This is a genomic window from Shewanella sp. SM101, from assembly GCF_025654465.1.
Taxonomy (GTDB): domain Bacteria; phylum Pseudomonadota; class Gammaproteobacteria; order Enterobacterales; family Shewanellaceae; genus Shewanella; species Shewanella oncorhynchi.
The window spans coordinates 1-16,341 of sequence record NZ_JAKKRH010000069.1; the positions used below are offsets into that span (position 1 = coordinate 1).

12 protein-coding genes and 1 pseudogene are annotated in these 16,341 nt (G+C 46.1%); all 13 read right to left on the reverse strand.

Annotated elements, in window-relative coordinates; all coding sequences use genetic code 11:
* Window positions 1–567, reverse strand: a 567-nt coding sequence (locus L5M38_RS22385) for a GTP-binding protein (protein ID WP_263180355.1), incomplete at its 3' end; no start/stop codon positions are given.
* Window positions 568–639: 72 nt separating this feature from the next.
* Complete coding sequence (fusA, locus tag L5M38_RS22390; protein WP_263180356.1) at window positions 640–2,736, reverse strand: elongation factor G; 2,097 nt, start codon at window positions 2,734–2,736, stop codon at window positions 640–642.
* Between the two features lie 78 nt (window positions 2,737–2,814).
* Window positions 2,815–3,285 (reverse strand): 30S ribosomal protein S7, encoded by a 471-nt coding sequence (rpsG, locus tag L5M38_RS22395; protein WP_011787570.1) that lies wholly within the window; start codon window positions 3,283–3,285, stop codon window positions 2,815–2,817.
* A gap of 81 nt (window positions 3,286–3,366) precedes the next feature.
* Window positions 3,367–3,741, reverse strand: coding sequence for a 30S ribosomal protein S12 (gene rpsL, locus L5M38_RS22400; protein ID WP_006083605.1), 375 nt, complete (start codon window positions 3,739–3,741; stop codon window positions 3,367–3,369).
* Window positions 3,742–3,920: 179 nt separating this feature from the next.
* Window positions 3,921–8,138 (reverse strand): DNA-directed RNA polymerase subunit beta', encoded by a 4,218-nt coding sequence (rpoC, locus tag L5M38_RS22405; protein ID WP_105251033.1) that lies wholly within the window; start codon window positions 8,136–8,138, stop codon window positions 3,921–3,923.
* A gap of 84 nt (window positions 8,139–8,222) precedes the next feature.
* Window positions 8,223–12,254, reverse strand: a complete 4,032-nt coding sequence (gene rpoB, locus L5M38_RS22410; protein WP_105251032.1) for a DNA-directed RNA polymerase subunit beta — start codon at window positions 12,252–12,254, stop codon at window positions 8,223–8,225.
* A gap of 243 nt (window positions 12,255–12,497) precedes the next feature.
* Entirely contained in the window at window positions 12,498–12,863 is a 366-nt protein-coding gene (rplL, locus tag L5M38_RS22415) for a 50S ribosomal protein L7/L12 (protein WP_105251031.1), read from the reverse strand.
* A gap of 54 nt (window positions 12,864–12,917) precedes the next feature.
* The gene (gene rplJ, locus L5M38_RS22420) at window positions 12,918–13,418 is read right to left on the reverse strand and encodes a 50S ribosomal protein L10 (RefSeq protein ID WP_006083609.1); all 501 of its coding nucleotides are present in this window, start codon (window positions 13,416–13,418) and stop codon (window positions 12,918–12,920) included.
* 268 nt (window positions 13,419–13,686) lie between these two features.
* Window positions 13,687–14,388, reverse strand: a complete 702-nt coding sequence (gene rplA, locus L5M38_RS22425; RefSeq protein WP_105251030.1) for a 50S ribosomal protein L1 — start codon at window positions 14,386–14,388, stop codon at window positions 13,687–13,689.
* 4 nt (window positions 14,389–14,392) lie between these two features.
* Entirely contained in the window at window positions 14,393–14,821 is a 429-nt protein-coding gene (gene rplK, locus L5M38_RS22430; protein WP_006083611.1) for a 50S ribosomal protein L11, read from the reverse strand.
* 127 nt (window positions 14,822–14,948) lie between these two features.
* On the reverse strand, window positions 14,949–15,500 hold the full coding sequence (gene nusG, locus L5M38_RS22435) for a transcription termination/antitermination protein NusG (RefSeq protein WP_105251029.1): 552 nt from the start codon (window positions 15,498–15,500) through the stop codon (window positions 14,949–14,951).
* A gap of 9 nt (window positions 15,501–15,509) precedes the next feature.
* Entirely contained in the window at window positions 15,510–15,881 is a 372-nt protein-coding gene (gene secE / locus L5M38_RS22440) for a preprotein translocase subunit SecE (protein WP_006083613.1), read from the reverse strand.
* Window positions 15,882–16,142: 261 nt separating this feature from the next.
* A pseudogene (tuf, locus tag L5M38_RS22445) lies at window positions 16,143–16,341 on the reverse strand (elongation factor Tu); the annotation flags it as partial.

A 16,341-nucleotide genomic window follows, 5' to 3' on the forward strand; every position in this document is an offset into this window, starting at 1 on the left:
GATCTTAGCTTCCCACTCTGGTTGACCTTCTAGGGCCTTCAGAGCTGAACCTTGGATTACTGGTAAATCATCACCTGGGAAATCGTATTCTGACAGAAGTTCACGCACTTCCATTTCAACCAATTCCAGTAACTCTTCGTCATCTACCATGTCACATTTGTTCATGAACACGATGATGAAAGGTACGCCAACCTGACGAGAAAGCAGGATGTGCTCACGAGTCTGTGGCATTGGACCGTCTGTAGAAGCAACTACTAGAATCGCGCCGTCCATCTGTGCAGCACCAGTGATCATGTTTTTAACATAGTCAGCGTGGCCTGGGCAGTCTACGTGTGCGTAGTGACGTGAAGGCGTGTCATATTCGATGTGAGAGGTATTGATCGTAATACCGCGCTCACGCTCTTCTGGAGCGTTATCGATTTGAGAGAAGTCTTTAGCTTCGCCACCGTAGGTCTTAGCCAATACGTGAGAGATAGCTGCAGTCAGTGTGGTTTTACCATGGTCAACGTGACCAATGGTGCCCACGTTTACGTGAGGCTTAATACGTTCAAATTTAGCTTTTGCCACGATATATTCCTTTCTTTTCAGAATAGTCCAGTCAGTGCTGGACCATAATAACATTTATGTCGTAACTGGATATTAGCTACGAGATTCAATAATCGCTTTTGCAATGTTTTGCGGTGCATCAGAGTACTTCAAGAACTCCATAGAGTATGAAGCGCGACCCTGTGTAGCAGAGCGCAAATCAGTTGCATAACCAAACATTTCAGAAAGAGGCACTACAGCATGGACTATCTTGATGCCACCGAAGCCATCATCCATCCCTTCAATTAAGCCACGACGACGGTTCAAATCACCAACGACGTCACCCATATAATTTTCAGGGGTAGTTACTTCTACTTTCATGCAAGGTTCGAGCAACGCCGGATTCGCTTCAAGCGCACCCTTTTTGAAGCCCATAGAACCTGCAATTTTGAACGCCATCTCGTTCGAGTCCACATCATGATATGAACCATCGAACAGAGTGACCTTCACGTCCAACACAGGGAAGCCAGCGAGAACGCCATTCTTCATCTGTTCTTGGATACCTTTATCAACCGCAGGAATGAATTCACGAGGAATCACACCTCCCACAACTGCATTGACAAATTCGTAACCAGCGCCTTCTTCATTAGGCTCTAGTTTTAACCAAACGTGACCGAATTGTCCACGACCACCTGATTGGCGTACAAATTTACCTTCAGCTTCTACTGATGCTCGGATAGTTTCGCGGTAGGCCACTTGTGGCTTACCTACGTTACATTCAACACCGAATTCGCGACGCATACGGTCTACGATGATGTCTAAGTGTAACTCACCCATACCCGAAATCAGAGTTTGTGATGATTCTTCGTCAGTTTCAACTCGGAATGATGGATCTTCCGCTGCAAGTTTTTGCAACGCGATACCCATTTTGTCCTGATCGGCTTTTGACTTAGGCTCAACGGCAATGGTAATTACTGGCTCTGGGAACTCCATACGTTCCAAGATCACTCTATGATCGTTATCACAAAGCGTATCACCCGTAGTCACTTCTTTTAGACCAATCGCCGCTGCGATATCACCAGCACGGACTTCTTTCAGTTCAGTGCGATCGTTTGCGTGCATTTGCACCATGCGACCTACGCGTTCACGCTTCTGTTTGACAGAGTTGTAAACGCCCGAACCTGATTCGAGTACGCCTGAGTACACGCGAATAAAGGTCAAAGTTCCTACGAATGGATCTGTAGCAATCTTAAATGCCAATGCAGCAAAAGGCGCATTGTCATCTGATGGGCGTTCTACTTCTTGGTCATTCTCATCGATGCCCTTAATTGGAGGCACATCAATTGGCGCTGGCAAGAATTCAATAACCGCATCAAGTACCGCTTGAACGCCTTTGTTCTTAAATGCAGAACCACAAGTCGCTAAAACGATTTCATTATTTATAGTACGCTGACGTAGCGCCTTTTTAATTTCGTCTTCTGATAGCGCACCTTCTTCAAGGTACTTATCCATCAGTTCATCCGAAGATTCGGCTGCTACTTCAACCAGATACTCATGCATTTCAGCCGCTTTAGCTGCTAACTCTGCAGGGATCTCCTCATAAGTGAAAGTCATACCCTGGTCTGATTCATTCCAGTTAATTGCTTTCATCTTGATTAAGTCGATCACGCCTTTGAAGTTTTCTTCTGCACCAATATTCAATTGAATAGGCACACAAGTGGCTCCAAGACGAGTTCTAATTTGCTTCACTACACGTTCAAAGTCTGCACCTGCACGGTCCATCTTGTTGATAAATACCAAACGTGGAACGCGGTATTTATCAGCTTGACGCCACACTGTTTCTGACTGAGGTTCAACACCAGATGAACCACAGAAAACGACAACAGCACCGTCGAGGACGCGCAGAGACCGTTCAACTTCAATAGTAAAGTCAACGTGACCAGGGGTATCGATGATATTGATGCGGTGTTCAGTGAATTGAGCATCCATACCACGCCAGAATGTGGTTACCGCAGCCGAGGTGATAGTGATACCACGCTCTTGCTCTTGAACCATCCAGTCTGTGGTAGCGGCGCCGTCATGCACCTCACCGATTTTATGAGACAAACCGGTATAGAACAGAACACGTTCTGTTGTGGTGGTTTTACCTGCGTCAACATGAGCACAAATACCGATATTACGATAACGCTCAATTGGGGTTGTACGAGCCACGATTATACCCTCTCCACCAAGACCTAAGTCTTGGCAATATCAACAACTATGGTGTGGGCCTAAGCCCACACCATCATATTACCAACGGTAATGAGCAAAGGCTTTGTTAGCTTCAGCCATGCGATGCACGTCTTCACGCTTCTTAACAGCAGTACCTTTGTTTTCAGACGCATCCAGCATTTCACCTGCCAGACGTAAAGCCATAGATTTTTCACCACGCTTACGAGCAGCTTCAACTAACCAGCGCATCGCCAGTGCGTTACGACGCACAGGACGAACTTCACATGGTACCTGGTACGTAGAACCACCAACGCGACGAGATTTAACTTCGACTGATGGGCGAACGTTGTCCAGGGCTGCTTCAAGGATAACTAAATGGTTTTCGCTTTTCTTTTCAGCGACAACATCTAGTGCCTTGTAAATAATTTTTTCTGCAGTCGACTTTTTGCCGTCTTGCATAATGACGTTGATGAACTTAGCCAGCAACTCACTGTGAAACTTTGGATCTGGTAGGATTTTACGTTGTCCTACAACGCGACGTCTTGGCATAACAATTCTCCGTATGCTTCAGGGATTTCCAAAACTGGAATTCTCAAAATAAAACTAGCTTGGCCTTACTTAACGGATAAGTTAAGACTTAGGACGCTTAGCACCGTATTTAGAACGGCTTTGGCGACGTGAAGTCACGCCTGCACAGTCTAATGCGCCACGAATAGTGTGATAACGCACACCTGGTAAGTCTTTAACACGACCACCACGGATTAAGATCACGCTATGTTCCTGCAGGTTGTGGCCTTCACCGCCGATGTACGAAGTAACTTCGAAACCGTTAGTTAGACGCACACGAGCTACTTTACGTAGTGCAGAGTTAGGTTTTTTAGGGGTAGTAGTGTACACACGTGTACAAACACCACGTTTTTGCGGGCACGCATTCAACGCAGGCACGTTAGTCTTGTCGACTTTTGGCGCGCGTGGCTTACGTACCAACTGGTTTACAGTTGCCATGTATAGCTCCGAGTCAGTTGAATCAAACTCAACGATAAGGTGTGAAAAATCTATATCCCACAATGGTGGGACGCGGAATTTTAGAAAGGTAATGCCTGACTGTCAAGAAATAGCCAACTTTTGCGGCATATTACAAGAAAAAAGGCGCCATAGGCGCCTTTTTATAACAAACTTATTACTTAATCTTGGCTACCAGCCAAGTTTAAGAGATCGGCCAAGTTCTGTTCGGCTTCACTTGCAGTGATCTTGTTCACTACTACAGGTTCGTTTTTCTTCGCACGCGCTTCATTACGAGTCTTGTGATAAGCGTAACCAGTACCGGCTGGGATCAGTCGGCCAACGATAACGTTTTCTTTCAGACCACGTAATTGATCGCTCTTACCACCGACGGCGGCTTCGGTCAGTACGCGCGTAGTTTCTTGGAACGATGCTGCTGAGATAAAGGATTCTGTTGCCAGAGATGCTTTAGTAATACCCAGTAGTTCACGTTCAAAGGTCGCAGGCACTTTACCTTGGGCGATCAGTTCGCGGTTAGCGATCTTCACGCGTGACACTTCAGCTTGTTCCCCTTCGAGGAAGTCAGTGTCACCGGCAGAAGTGATAAGACACTTACGCAGCATCTGACGGATGATCACTTCGATATGCTTATCGTTGATCTTCACGCCTTGCAGACGGTAAACGTCCTGTACTTCGTTCACAATATAGTTTGCTACGTTGTGGATACCACGAAGACGCAGAATGTCGTGTGCCGCTTCTGGACCGTCAGCGATAACTTCACCACGTTCGACTTTTTCACCTTCGAACACGTTTAAGTTACGCCACTTAGGGATCATCTCTTCATAATGATCGCCGCCATCAGCAGGTGTAATCACCAAACGACGCTTACCTTTGGTCTCTTTACCAAACGAGATGGTACCAGAGATTTCCGCCAGAATAGCAGGCTCTTTTGGCTTACGCGCTTCGAACAAGTCAGCAACGCGTGGCAGACCACCGGTGATGTCGCGAGTTTTAGACGATTCCTGAGGAATACGAGCTAATGCGTCACCCACGTTGATTTGCGCGTTATCTTCTAAGTTAACGATCGCACTACCTGGTAAGAAGTATTGTGCTGGTACTTCAGTACCTGGGATCATCAAGTCAGCACCATTAGCGCCAAGCAGACGGATCATTGGGCGCATTTCTTTACCCGCAGTACCACGCTGACCAACGTCAAGGATCACGATTGATGACAGACCCGTTAGTTCGTCTGTTTGACGTGTCATAGTGACACCGTCAATCATGTCTACGAACTTGATACTACCCGCCACTTCAGAAATGATTGGGTGAGTATGTGGATCCCAGTTAGCGATAACATCGCCCGCTTCAACAGCCGCTTCTTCTAGTTTCTCGAGCACAGTACCGTATGGCACTTTATAACGCTCTTTCTCACGACCCAGCTCGTCAATAACAGCCAGTTCAGAAGAACGAGAAACGATAACCAGTTTGCCGTCACTGTTAGTAACATGCTTAGCATTATGCAGTTTCAATGAACCCGAGTTTTTCACTTGGACATTGTTTTCTGCAGACGCTCTAGATGCCGCACCACCGATGTGGAACGTACGCATCGTTAACTGTGTACCTGGTTCACCGATAGATTGTGCTGCCACAACACCGATGGCTTCACCGTGGTTAATAATATGACCACGAGCCAAGTCACGACCGTAACAAGCTGCACACACACCGAAATCGGTATCACAAGAAATAACAGAACGTACAATCACTTCGTCGATTGAATGCTCTTCTAACTTGTCACACCATGCTTCGTCGAGTAGCGTGTTACGTGGTGCTAATACGTCTTCAGTGCCTGGATAGAACACATCAATCGCAACCACACGACCCAGTACGCGTTCACGTAACGGCTCAACCACATCACCACCTTCAATCAGCGGTTTCATGGTTAGACCTTCGTGAGTACCACAATCGTCTTCGATAACCACTAAATCTTGTGCAACGTCTACAAGACGACGAGTCAGGTAACCCGAGTTCGCTGTCTTCAATGCCGTATCTGCTAGACCTTTACGCGCACCGTGAGTAGAAATAAAGTACTGGAGTACGTTTAGACCTTCACGGAAGTTAGCGGTAATTGGCGTTTCGATGATTGAGCCGTCTGGCTTAGCCATCAGACCACGCATACCCGCCAACTGACGGATCTGTGCGGCACTACCACGAGCGCCTGAGTCAGCCATCATATAGATGCTGTTAAACGAGGCTTGTTTCTCTTCAACACCATCACGGTTAATCACTGTCTCAGTTGACAGGTTTTCCATCATAGCTTTAGAAACTTTTTCGTTGGCACTTGCCCAGATATCGATAACTTTGTTGTAACGCTCACCGGCTGTGACTAGACCAGATTGGAACTGCTCTTGAATTTCAAGAACTTCCGCTTCTGCATCAGCAACTAAGGTGTATTTCTCGTCTGGAATAACCATGTCATCGATACCGACAGAGGCACCAGAGATGGTTGCAAAACGGAAACCGGTATACATCAATTGGTCAGCGAAGATAACAGTATCTTTCAGACCCAGTTGACGATAACAGGTGTTCAACAGTTTAGAGATCTGCTTTTTGCCCATGTTCTGGTTAACCAGATCAAATGACAAACCTGCTGGCAGAATAAGTGACAGCAGAGCACGACCCACAGTCGTATCAACGATACGGCGTTGTTCAGTGCGCTCACCATCATCACCAATAATGGTTTCAGTGATACGAACTTTAACGCGGGCATGCAGTTCAGCAGCGCCAGTTGCGTAAGCTTTTTCAACTTCAGCAACAGACATAAATGCCATACCTTCACCACGGCCGTTAATACGCTCACGGCTGGTGTAGTACAGACCCAATACCACGTCTTGAGACGGGGTGATAACAGGCTCGCCGTTGGCTGGTGACAGGATGTTGTTGGTAGACATCATCAGGGCACGGGCTTCAAGCTGCGCTTCCAGTGTTAACGGTACGTGTACCGCCATTTGGTCACCGTCGAAGTCGGCGTTGTATGCCGCACAAACGAGTGGGTGTAACTGGATTGCTTTACCTTCAATCAGTACTGGTTCGAACGCTTGGATACCCAGTCTGTGCAGTGTTGGTGCACGGTTGAGCATCACTGGATGTTCGCGGATCACTTCATCCAGAACGTCCCAAACTTCCGCCACTTCACGCTCAACCATCTTCTTAGCCGCTTTGATGGTAGTAGCTAAGCCACGACCTTCTAGCTTGCCATAGATGAATGGCTTGAACAGTTCCAGTGCCATCTTCTTAGGAAGACCACATTGGTGCAGACGTAGAGTAGGACCTACGGTAATTACCGAACGACCAGAATAGTCAACGCGCTTACCCAACAAGTTCTGACGGAAACGACCTTGCTTACCTTTGATCATATCAGCCAAAGATTTCAGAGGACGCTTGTTAGAACCGGTAATAGCACGACCACGACGACCGTTATCTAATAGCGCATCAACAGACTCTTGTAACATACGCTTTTCGTTGCGTACGATAATGTCTGGCGCAGCTAAATCTAACAGACGCTTCAAACGGTTGTTACGGTTGATCACGCGGCGATACAGGTCGTTAAGATCTGAAGTCGCGAAGCGGCCGCCATCGAGCGGAACCAACGGACGTAAGTCAGGTGGTAACACAGGCAGTACTTTTAAGATCATCCACTCAGGCTTGTTGCCTGAAGTGTAGAATGCTTCCATCAACTTAAGACGTTTAGTCACTTTCTTGCGACGAGTCTCAGAATTGATTGAAGGCAATTCTTCACGCATTTGTTCGATTTCTTTCGCTAAATCGATAGCACGTAACAGTTCAAGCACTGCTTCGGCACCCATTTTAGCTTCGAACTCATCACCGTATTCTTCTAATGCATCCAGATAAGTTTCTTCTGTCAGCATTTGGCCACGTTCAAGGCTGGTCATGCCAGGCTCGATCACGACAAATGATTCAAAATACAGTACGCGTTCGATATCACGCAACGTCATATCCAGCATTAAGCCAATACGTGACGGTAGCGATTTTAAAAACCAAATGTGCGCAACTGGGCTAGCCAGTTCGATGTGACCCATACGCTCACGACGTACTTTAGTTTGGGTTACTTCAACGCCACACTTTTCACAAATAACACCACGGTGCTTCAAACGTTTGTACTTACCGCACAAACATTCGTAATCTTTGACTGGGCCAAAGATACGCGCACAGAACAGACCTTCACGCTCAGGCTTGAAGGTACGGTAGTTGATGGTTTCTGGCTTCTTAACTTCACCAAAAGACCAAGAACGGATCAGATCAGGCGATGCCAGACCAATTTTGATGCCGTTAAATTCTTCAGTCTTGCTTTGCTGTTTCAGAAACTTTAATAAGTCTTTCACGTTTCTCTCCTGAAGGAGTTAAACCGGGTGCTCCGCTTGCACGGAGCACCATTCTGTTTGCCAAACGCGGCTAAAGGCCTGCGCTTATGCCTGATCCAACTCGATATTAATACCGAGTGAACGGATCTCCTTCAGTAACACGTTGAAGGACTCTGGCATGCCAGGTTGCATCTGATGGTTACCGTCGACGATGTTCTTATACATCTGAGTACGACCGTTAACGTCATCCGATTTAACAGTGAGCATTTCTTGAAGCGTATAAGCGGCACCGTATGCTTCTAGTGCCCACACTTCCATCTCACCGAAACGCTGACCACCGAACTGAGCTTTACCGCCCAGTGGTTGTTGAGTCACTAAGCTGTACGAACCGGTAGAACGGGCGTGCATCTTGTCATCAACTAAGTGGTTCAGTTTGAGCATGTACATGTAACCTACCGTTACTTGACGCTCAAATTCGTTACCGGTACGACCATCAAACAACTTCAACTGACCAGAGGTTGGCAAACCTGCAAGTTCAAGCATCTGCTTGATCTCTTTCTCTTTAGCACCGTCGAATGCAGGAGTTGCAATCGGGATACCGCCTTTCAGGTTAGTCGCAAGACGTAATACTTCATCATCAGTGAATGAATCGATATCGACGCGCTGCTGCACTTCGTCACCTAATTCATAAACTTGCTTGATGTAACCACGCACTTCAGCCAGCTCACGCTGTTCTTCAAGCATCGCAGTGATCTTGTTACCAATGCCTTTGGCAGCGGCGCCCATATGGACTTCAAGTACCTGACCAATGTTCATACGTGATGGAACACCTAGCGGGTTCAATACGATGTCTACTGGGTTACCTTGTTCGTCATATGGCATGTCTTCGATTGGGCAAATCTTAGAGATAACACCCTTGTTACCGTGACGACCCGCCATCTTGTCACCAGGTTGGATAGTACGCTTAACCGCTAAGTAAACCTTAACGATTTTGAGTACGCCTGGCGCCAAATCATCACCTTGGGTGATCTTGCGACGTTTGATTTCAAACTTCTTATCGAAGTCAGCTTTCAGCTCTTCATGCTGTTCAGCTAATTGCTCAAGTTCAGTTTGTTTTGCTTCATCGTCAATGACTTGAACCAATACATCTTTACGTGGCAACGCAGCAATTTGCGCTTCAGTGAAACCAGCACCGATTAACAGGTTACGCGCACGGCTCAATACACCTTCTTCAAGGATCTTGAACTCTTCGCCTAAGTCTTTACGAGCTTGGGCAATGTGCATCTCTTCGATTTCAACTGCACGCTTGTCTTTTTCAACGCCGTCACGGGTAAATACCTGAACGTCGATGATAGTACCCTTAACAGAGTTAGGTACACGCAGTGAACTGTCTTTAACGTCAGACGCTTTCTCACCGAAGATAGCACGGAGTAACTTCTCTTCTGGCGTTAGCTGTGTTTCGCCTTTTGGCGTCACTTTACCAACCAGAATATCGCCGCCCTTCACTTCTGCACCAATGTAAACGATACCTGACTCGTCGAGTTTCGACAGAGCAGATTCACCTACGTTTGGAATATCAGCCGTGATTTCTTCGCTACCCAGTTTGGTATCACGAGCAATACAAGACAGCTCCTGAATGTGGATAGTGGTGAAACGGTCTTCTTGCGCTACGCGCTCAGAAATTAAGATCGAGTCTTCGAAGTTGTAACCGTTCCAAGGCATGAATGCGATACGCATGTTCTGGCCAAGGGCTAAGTCACCTAAGTCAGTAGACGGACCGTCTGCTAACACGTCACCACGAACGACTGGCTCACCAACAGCACAACAAGGGCGTTGGTTGATACAAGTGTTTTGGTTAGAACGGGTGTATTTAGTCAGGTTATAAATGTCGATACCGGCTTCGCCTGGGCGCAGCTCATCTTCATTTACTTTAACAACGATACGGCTCGCATCAACGTAGTCTACAAAACCACCACGTTTAGCAACAACCACAACACCAGAGTCAACAGCCAAAGTACGTTCAATACCAGTACCTACTAGCGGCTTTTCAGAGCGCAGTGTGGGTACGGCTTGACGTTGCATGTTCGCACCCATCAAGGCACGGTTAGCATCGTCGTGTTCTAAGAACGGGATCAGTGACGCAGCAACAGAAATAATCTGTTGTGGCGAAACGTCCATATACTGGATGTCAGCAGCGCGCATAAAGGTCGATTCACCTTTATGACGACAAGCAATTTGCTCTTCTGCCATACGACCGCTAGCGTCAACTTCGATGTTCGCCTGTGCAATCACATAACGACCTTCTTCGATTGCTGACAAGTATTCCACTTCGTCAGTAATCACGCCGTCGATAACCTTGCGGTATGGCGTTTCTAGGAAGCCGTAAGAGTTAGTACGGGCAAAACTTGCTAATGAGTTGATTAGACCAATGTTTGGACCTTCAGGGGTCTCAATTGGACATAAACGACCATAATGCGTTGGATGTACGTCGCGGACTTCGAAGCCTGCACGTTCACGAGTCAAACCACCAGGGCCAAGAGCAGAAATACGACGCTTATGCGTTACTTCTGACAGCGGGTTGTTTTGGTCCATGAATTGTGACAGCTGAGAAGAACCGAAGAACTCTTTCACTGCAGCAGAAATTGGCTTAGCGTTGATCAAGTCTTGTGGCATCAGCTCATTCAGATCGCCTAAAGACAGACGTTCACGCACGGCGCGCTCAACACGGACTAAACCAACACGGAATTGGTTTTCAGCCATTTCACCGACGCTACGAATACGACGGTTACCTAAGTGATCGATGTCATCGACTTCGTCGAAACCGTTACGGATATGAATGATGTTCTTCATTACCGCGACGATGTCTTCTTTAGACAATACACCGCTACCTTCGTCATCAGGAATGCTGAGACGACGGTTGAACTTCATACGACCTACTTTAGACAGGTCATAACGCTCTTCACTGAAGAACAAGTTCTGGAATAGTGCTTCGGCAGCATCTTTGGTTGGTGGCTCGCCAGGACGCATCATACGATAGATCTCAACCAGCGCTTCTAAGCGGTTAGTGGTTGAATCGATACGCAGCGTATCTGAAATATAAGCACCATGATCTAGCTCGTTGATATACAACGTGCTGATATCTTTAATACCGGCCAATGATAGTTTAGCCAGATCTTCTAAGCTAATTTCACTGTTGGCAGAGACTAAAACTTCACCCGTGTCCGGATCGATATAATCTTGAGCAGCATATTTGCCCACGATATATTCAACTGGCACTTCAAGCTCAGTGGTATTAGTCTTTTCTAACTGACGAATGTGACGCGCAGTAATACGACGTCCCGCTTCAACCAGTACAGAACCTTCAGCATCCTTGATGTCATAGCTGGCAGTTTCGCCACGCAGACGTTCAGGCACCAAAGACATGACCAGAGTATCTTTCTTGATCTTGAACTCAACGCGTTCGAAGAACAGATCGAGGATCTCTTGAGTAGAATATTCTAATGCACGTAACATGATGGTCGCAGGCAGTTTGCGGCGACGGTCAATACGCACAAATAGTGCATCTTTAGGATCGAATTCAAAGTCAAGCCATGAACCACGGTAAGGAATAATACGTGCGTTATACAGCACCTTACCTGATGAGTGGGTTTTACCACGGTCATGATCAAAGAACACGCCTGGAGAACGGTGTAATTGAGATACGATTACACGCTCAGTACCGTTGATAACAAAAGTACCGTTATCCGTCATCAATGGGATATCACCCATGTAGACTTCTTGTTCTTTAATATCTTTTACTGTGCCCGCCGCTGCTTCACGGTCATACAACACCATACGTAATTTAACGCGTAGTGGAGCTGAATACGTAACACCACGGATCTGACACTCTTTCACATCAAAAACAGGCTCGCCAAGCTTATAGCTGACGTATTGCAGTTCTGAGTTACCAGAAAAGCTCTTGATGGGAAAAACGCTACGGAAGGCGGCTTCTAAACCGCGCTCACCGGTAGGATCTTGATCGGTGAACTTCTTAAAAGAGTCTAGCTGGATAGACAATAAATAAGGGATATCCAAAACTTTTGGACGCTTACCAAAGTCTTTGCGAATACGCTTCTTTTCAGAATAGGAGTAAACCATGGGTTTCCTCTGCTTACGAGATGTGACCAAGACTGAATAAATAACTTAAGTTATTAAAATTCAGCACGTTTGCCCATCACCGTTGATGGCAAGAACCTAACCAGTAATCTCTGCTAGGGACTGCAAAATTTGGCGACAAACGGTGAAAAAAAATCGCCAGCGCATATAGCGCAAAAAAGGCCGACGGTTAAAAAACCGCCAGCCTCCACCCAAGTGGCTTGGGTGAGCAAGCTAAATAATAGCTTACTTAATTTCTACAGAAGCACCAGCTTCAGTAAGTTCTTTCTTCAGAGCTTCAGCTTCTTCTTTAGAAACGCCTTCTTTAACTGCTACTGGAGCAGCTTCAGACATAGCTTTAGCTTCTTTCAGGCCTAAACCAGTTGCGCCACGGATGGCTTTAATAACTGCAACTTTGTTGTCGCCGTGAGCAGTCAGAACTACGTTGAATTCTGTTTGTTCTTCAACAACAACTGCTTCTGCACCGCCAGAAACAACAGCAGCAGCGGCAGAAACGCCGAACTTCTCTTCCATAGCTTCGATCAGTTCAACAACTTCCATTACAGACATAGCTGCAAAGGCTTCTAAGATTTGGTCTTTAGTGATAGACATAACAAATGTTTCCTATTGTTCTGAATTCAATTTTATTAAGCAGCCAGCTTGAAATTAAGCGGCTTCTTGTTTTTGATCGCGCAGGGCGGCCAGTGTACGAACGAACTTGCCAGCAGATGCTTCTTTCATAGTCATCATTAACTGAGCTAGTGCTTCTTCGTATGTTGGCAGTTTCGCCAAACGATCAATTTCAGCTGCAGGGATGAAATTCCCTTCAAAGGCTGCGCCTTTAACTTCGAAGTTAGCTTGTTCTTTAGCAAAGTCTTTTAACAGACGTGCTGCAGCACCTGGGTGCTCTAAAGAAAAAGCAATCAAAGTTGGGCCAGTGAACGTTTCTGCTAGGCACTCAAAAGCAGTACCTTCAACAGCACGACGAGCTAGCGTGTTACGTACTACACGTACATATACACCAGCTTCGCGAGCTTTTTTACGCAGACCGGTCATAGCACCTACAGTCACACCGCGAGAATCAGCGGCAACTGCAGATAGCGCACCTTTGGCAGCTTCGTTGACTTCAGCAACAATCGCTTTTTTGTCTTCGAGTCTTAATGCCATTGGCTTTACTCCTGGATTCTACCTAGGGTATTCCCTAGTATTTACCATACTAAATACTTATGTATTTAGTGACTTACGGTGCAGATTATCCAGTAAAAAATTTTAGCTGGGGCCTGACACCGTCTACGCAGGAAATTAAGTTATTTTTACAAAAAACACCTGCGGTCTTGGACGGAAACCTGAGTTAAATTCCGCCTAAACAGAAGATAAAACAGGCTTCAACCCACAAAGTGCGCGCATTATAGACTAATGCACCCGCTTTGTAAAATTATAGAGTTGTTTCAAGCGTAGCTTGATCAACTGCAACACCTGCACCCATAGTGGTAGAGATGCTGATCTTTTTCACGAAAATGCCTTTAGCAACTGCAGGCTTAGCCTTTTTCAGTGCTGACACTAACGCTTCCAAGTTTTCTTTCAATTGAACTGGTGTGAAATCCACTTTACCGATAGTAGTGTGGATAATACCGTTCTTGTCGTTACGGTAACGAACTTGACCCGCTTTGGCGTTCTTAACAGCTTCAGCAACGTTTGGCGTTACTGTACCTGTTTTAGGGTTAGGCATTAAACCACGTGGGCCTAAGATTTGACCTAACATACCAACAACGCGCATTGCATCTGGAGATGCGATAACTACGTCAAAGTTCATTTCACCGGCTTTGATTTTCTCAGCCAGATCATCCATACCAACTAGCTCAGCGCCAGCAGCTTTAGCAGCTTCAGCATTTGCACCTTGTGTAAATACTGCAACGCGAACGTCACGACCAGTACCGTGTGGCAACACTGTTGCACCACGAACGTTTTGGTCAGATTTACGTGGGTCGATACCCAGGTTAACTGCTACGTCTACACTTTCAACGAATTTTGCAGTTGCTAATTCTTTTAACAGAGCAACAGCTTCGTTGATATCGTAGCTTTTAGTACCGTCAACTTTTTCGCGAATTACGCGCATGCGTTTAGTTAGCTTTGCCATTATATTAATCCTCTACAACCAAACCCATTGAACGCGCAGTACCTTCGATTGAGCGAGTCATCGCTTCAATGTCAGCACCAGTCATATCGGCAGCTTTCAGTTCAGCAATTTCTTGAACTTTAGCGCGAGCGATAGTACCCACTTTCTGAGTGTTTGGACGTGGAGAACCTGATTTCAGGCCTGCAGCAGTCTTCAGTAAGTAAGACGCTGGAGAAGTCTTAGTTTCAAAAGTGAATGAACGGTCACTGTAAACAGTGATCACGACTGGAATAGGCATGCCTTTTTCCATTTTTTCTGTACGGGCGTTAAACGCTTTACAGAATTCCATGATGTTCACACCTTTTTGACCCAAAGCTGGACCAACTGGTGGTGATGGGTTCGCAGAACCGGATTTTACTTGTAGCTTAATATAAGCATCAATCTTCTTTGCCATCTGACATTTCCTCAGTTTGGGTTCAAACGCGCATCAGCGACATGCTGACATGCTCCCCCGAAAACAACGGGTGCGAATTATATAGAAATTCGCACCCGTTGCCAAACGGATTTTGTAGTTTATTTAATCAGCCTTTTTCAACTTGACTAAAGTCAAGTTCAACAGGCGTAGAACGACCAAAGATCATCACTGATACTTTCACGCGGCTCTTGTCATAATCCACTTCTTCAACGGTGCCGTTAAAGTCAGCAAATGGACCATCACACACACGTACCACTTCACCAGGCTCAAATATAGTTCTATGAGTCGGTGACGCTGTCGTTTCTTGTAAGCGACGCAGAATTGCATCAGCTTCTTTATCTGAAATTGGGGCAGGACGATCAGACGTTCCGCCAATAAAGCCTAAAACACGCGGGATGCTTTTGACTAAATGCCAGCTGTCATCGTTCATTTCCATCTGGACTAACACATAGCCAGGGAAAAACTTACGTTCGCTCTTGCGACGCTGACCTGCACGCATTTCGATGACTTCTTCAGTCGGAACCAATACTTCACCGAAGTATGCTTCCATGCCATGCATTTTAATATATTCAATCAGTGACTTACAAACTCGGCCTTCATAGCCTGAGAATGCCTGCACTACATACCATCTTTTTTTAGCTTCTTTAGCTTCAGTCATTCGAGGTGCCTATACGCCAGTGATAAAATTGACAATTCGCATTAACACAGCATCCATACCCCAAAGGATAAGAGCTAAGATACCTGTTGCTGCAAGGACAATAAAAGTGGTGTTTAGCGCTTCTTGACGCGTCGGCCATACAACCTTGCGCACTTCGATATGCGCTTCACGGGCAAAAGCTAACGCTTTTTTACCTTTTACAGTCTGAAGCGCAATAAAACCAGCAATAGCGAATGCAACGATAACACTAAGCGCACGTATGACGGCACTGGCTTCGCTATACATTTGATTGCCAATAACAGCAGCGGCTAGCAATACAATCACTAAACCCCACTTCACGATATCCAGAGAATTGTTCTGGTTTTCAGTATTTGTTGTCATCGGTTTTTCCGTTACTCAATACGGCCTGAGCTTAGAGCACATTAATTGACGGGCATAATCCCACATCACTCTGCATTTCCGAACACCCTTAGAAACGCAAAATAGCATAAGCTCAGGGTCAAAAATCGGCCATAGATTGTATTCTTATTCGACTTTGTAAGCAAGGATGCGAATCCCATGCAAACCACAAAACCTATGAAATAATCCACTTAAACAAAAAAGGAAGCCGAAGCTTCCTTTTCAAACTAATTTCTATCGCAATTAAGCGATGATTTTAGCTACTACACCAGCACCAACTGTACGACCACCTTCACGGATTGCGAAGCGTAAACCTTCGTCCATCGCGATTGGGCAAATCAGAGTCACTACCATTTTGATGTTGTCGCCAGGCATTACCATCTCTACGCCTTCTGGCAGTTCGATAGTACCGGTTACGTCAGTTGTACGGAAGTAGAACTGT

Excerpts from the sequence above, each read along its gene's own strand:
- rplA (WP_105251030.1), bottom strand. The coding sequence starts at position 14,388 with ATGGCAAAGCTAACTAAACGCATGCGCGTAATTCGCGAAAAAGTTGAC.
- rpoB (WP_105251032.1), bottom strand. The coding sequence starts at position 12,254 with ATGGTTTACTCCTATTCTGAAAAGAAGCGTATTCGCAAAGACTTTGGT.
- rplJ (WP_006083609.1), bottom strand. The coding sequence starts at position 13,418 with ATGGCATTAAGACTCGAAGACAAAAAAGCGATTGTTGCTGAAGTCAAC.
- rplK (WP_006083611.1), bottom strand. The coding sequence starts at position 14,821 with ATGGCAAAGAAGATTGATGCTTATATTAAGCTACAAGTAAAATCCGGT.
- rplL (WP_105251031.1), bottom strand. The coding sequence starts at position 12,863 with ATGTCTATCACTAAAGACCAAATCTTAGAAGCCTTTGCAGCTATGTCT.
- nusG (WP_105251029.1), bottom strand. The coding sequence starts at position 15,500 with ATGACTGAAGCTAAAGAAGCTAAAAAAAGATGGTATGTAGTGCAGGCA.
- rpsL (WP_006083605.1), bottom strand. The coding sequence starts at position 3,741 with ATGGCAACTGTAAACCAGTTGGTACGTAAGCCACGCGCGCCAAAAGTC.
- rpsG (WP_011787570.1), bottom strand. The coding sequence starts at position 3,285 with ATGCCAAGACGTCGCGTTGTAGGACAACGTAAAATCCTACCAGATCCA.
- secE (WP_006083613.1), bottom strand. The coding sequence starts at position 15,881 with ATGACAACAAATACTGAAAACCAGAACAATTCTCTGGATATCGTGAAG.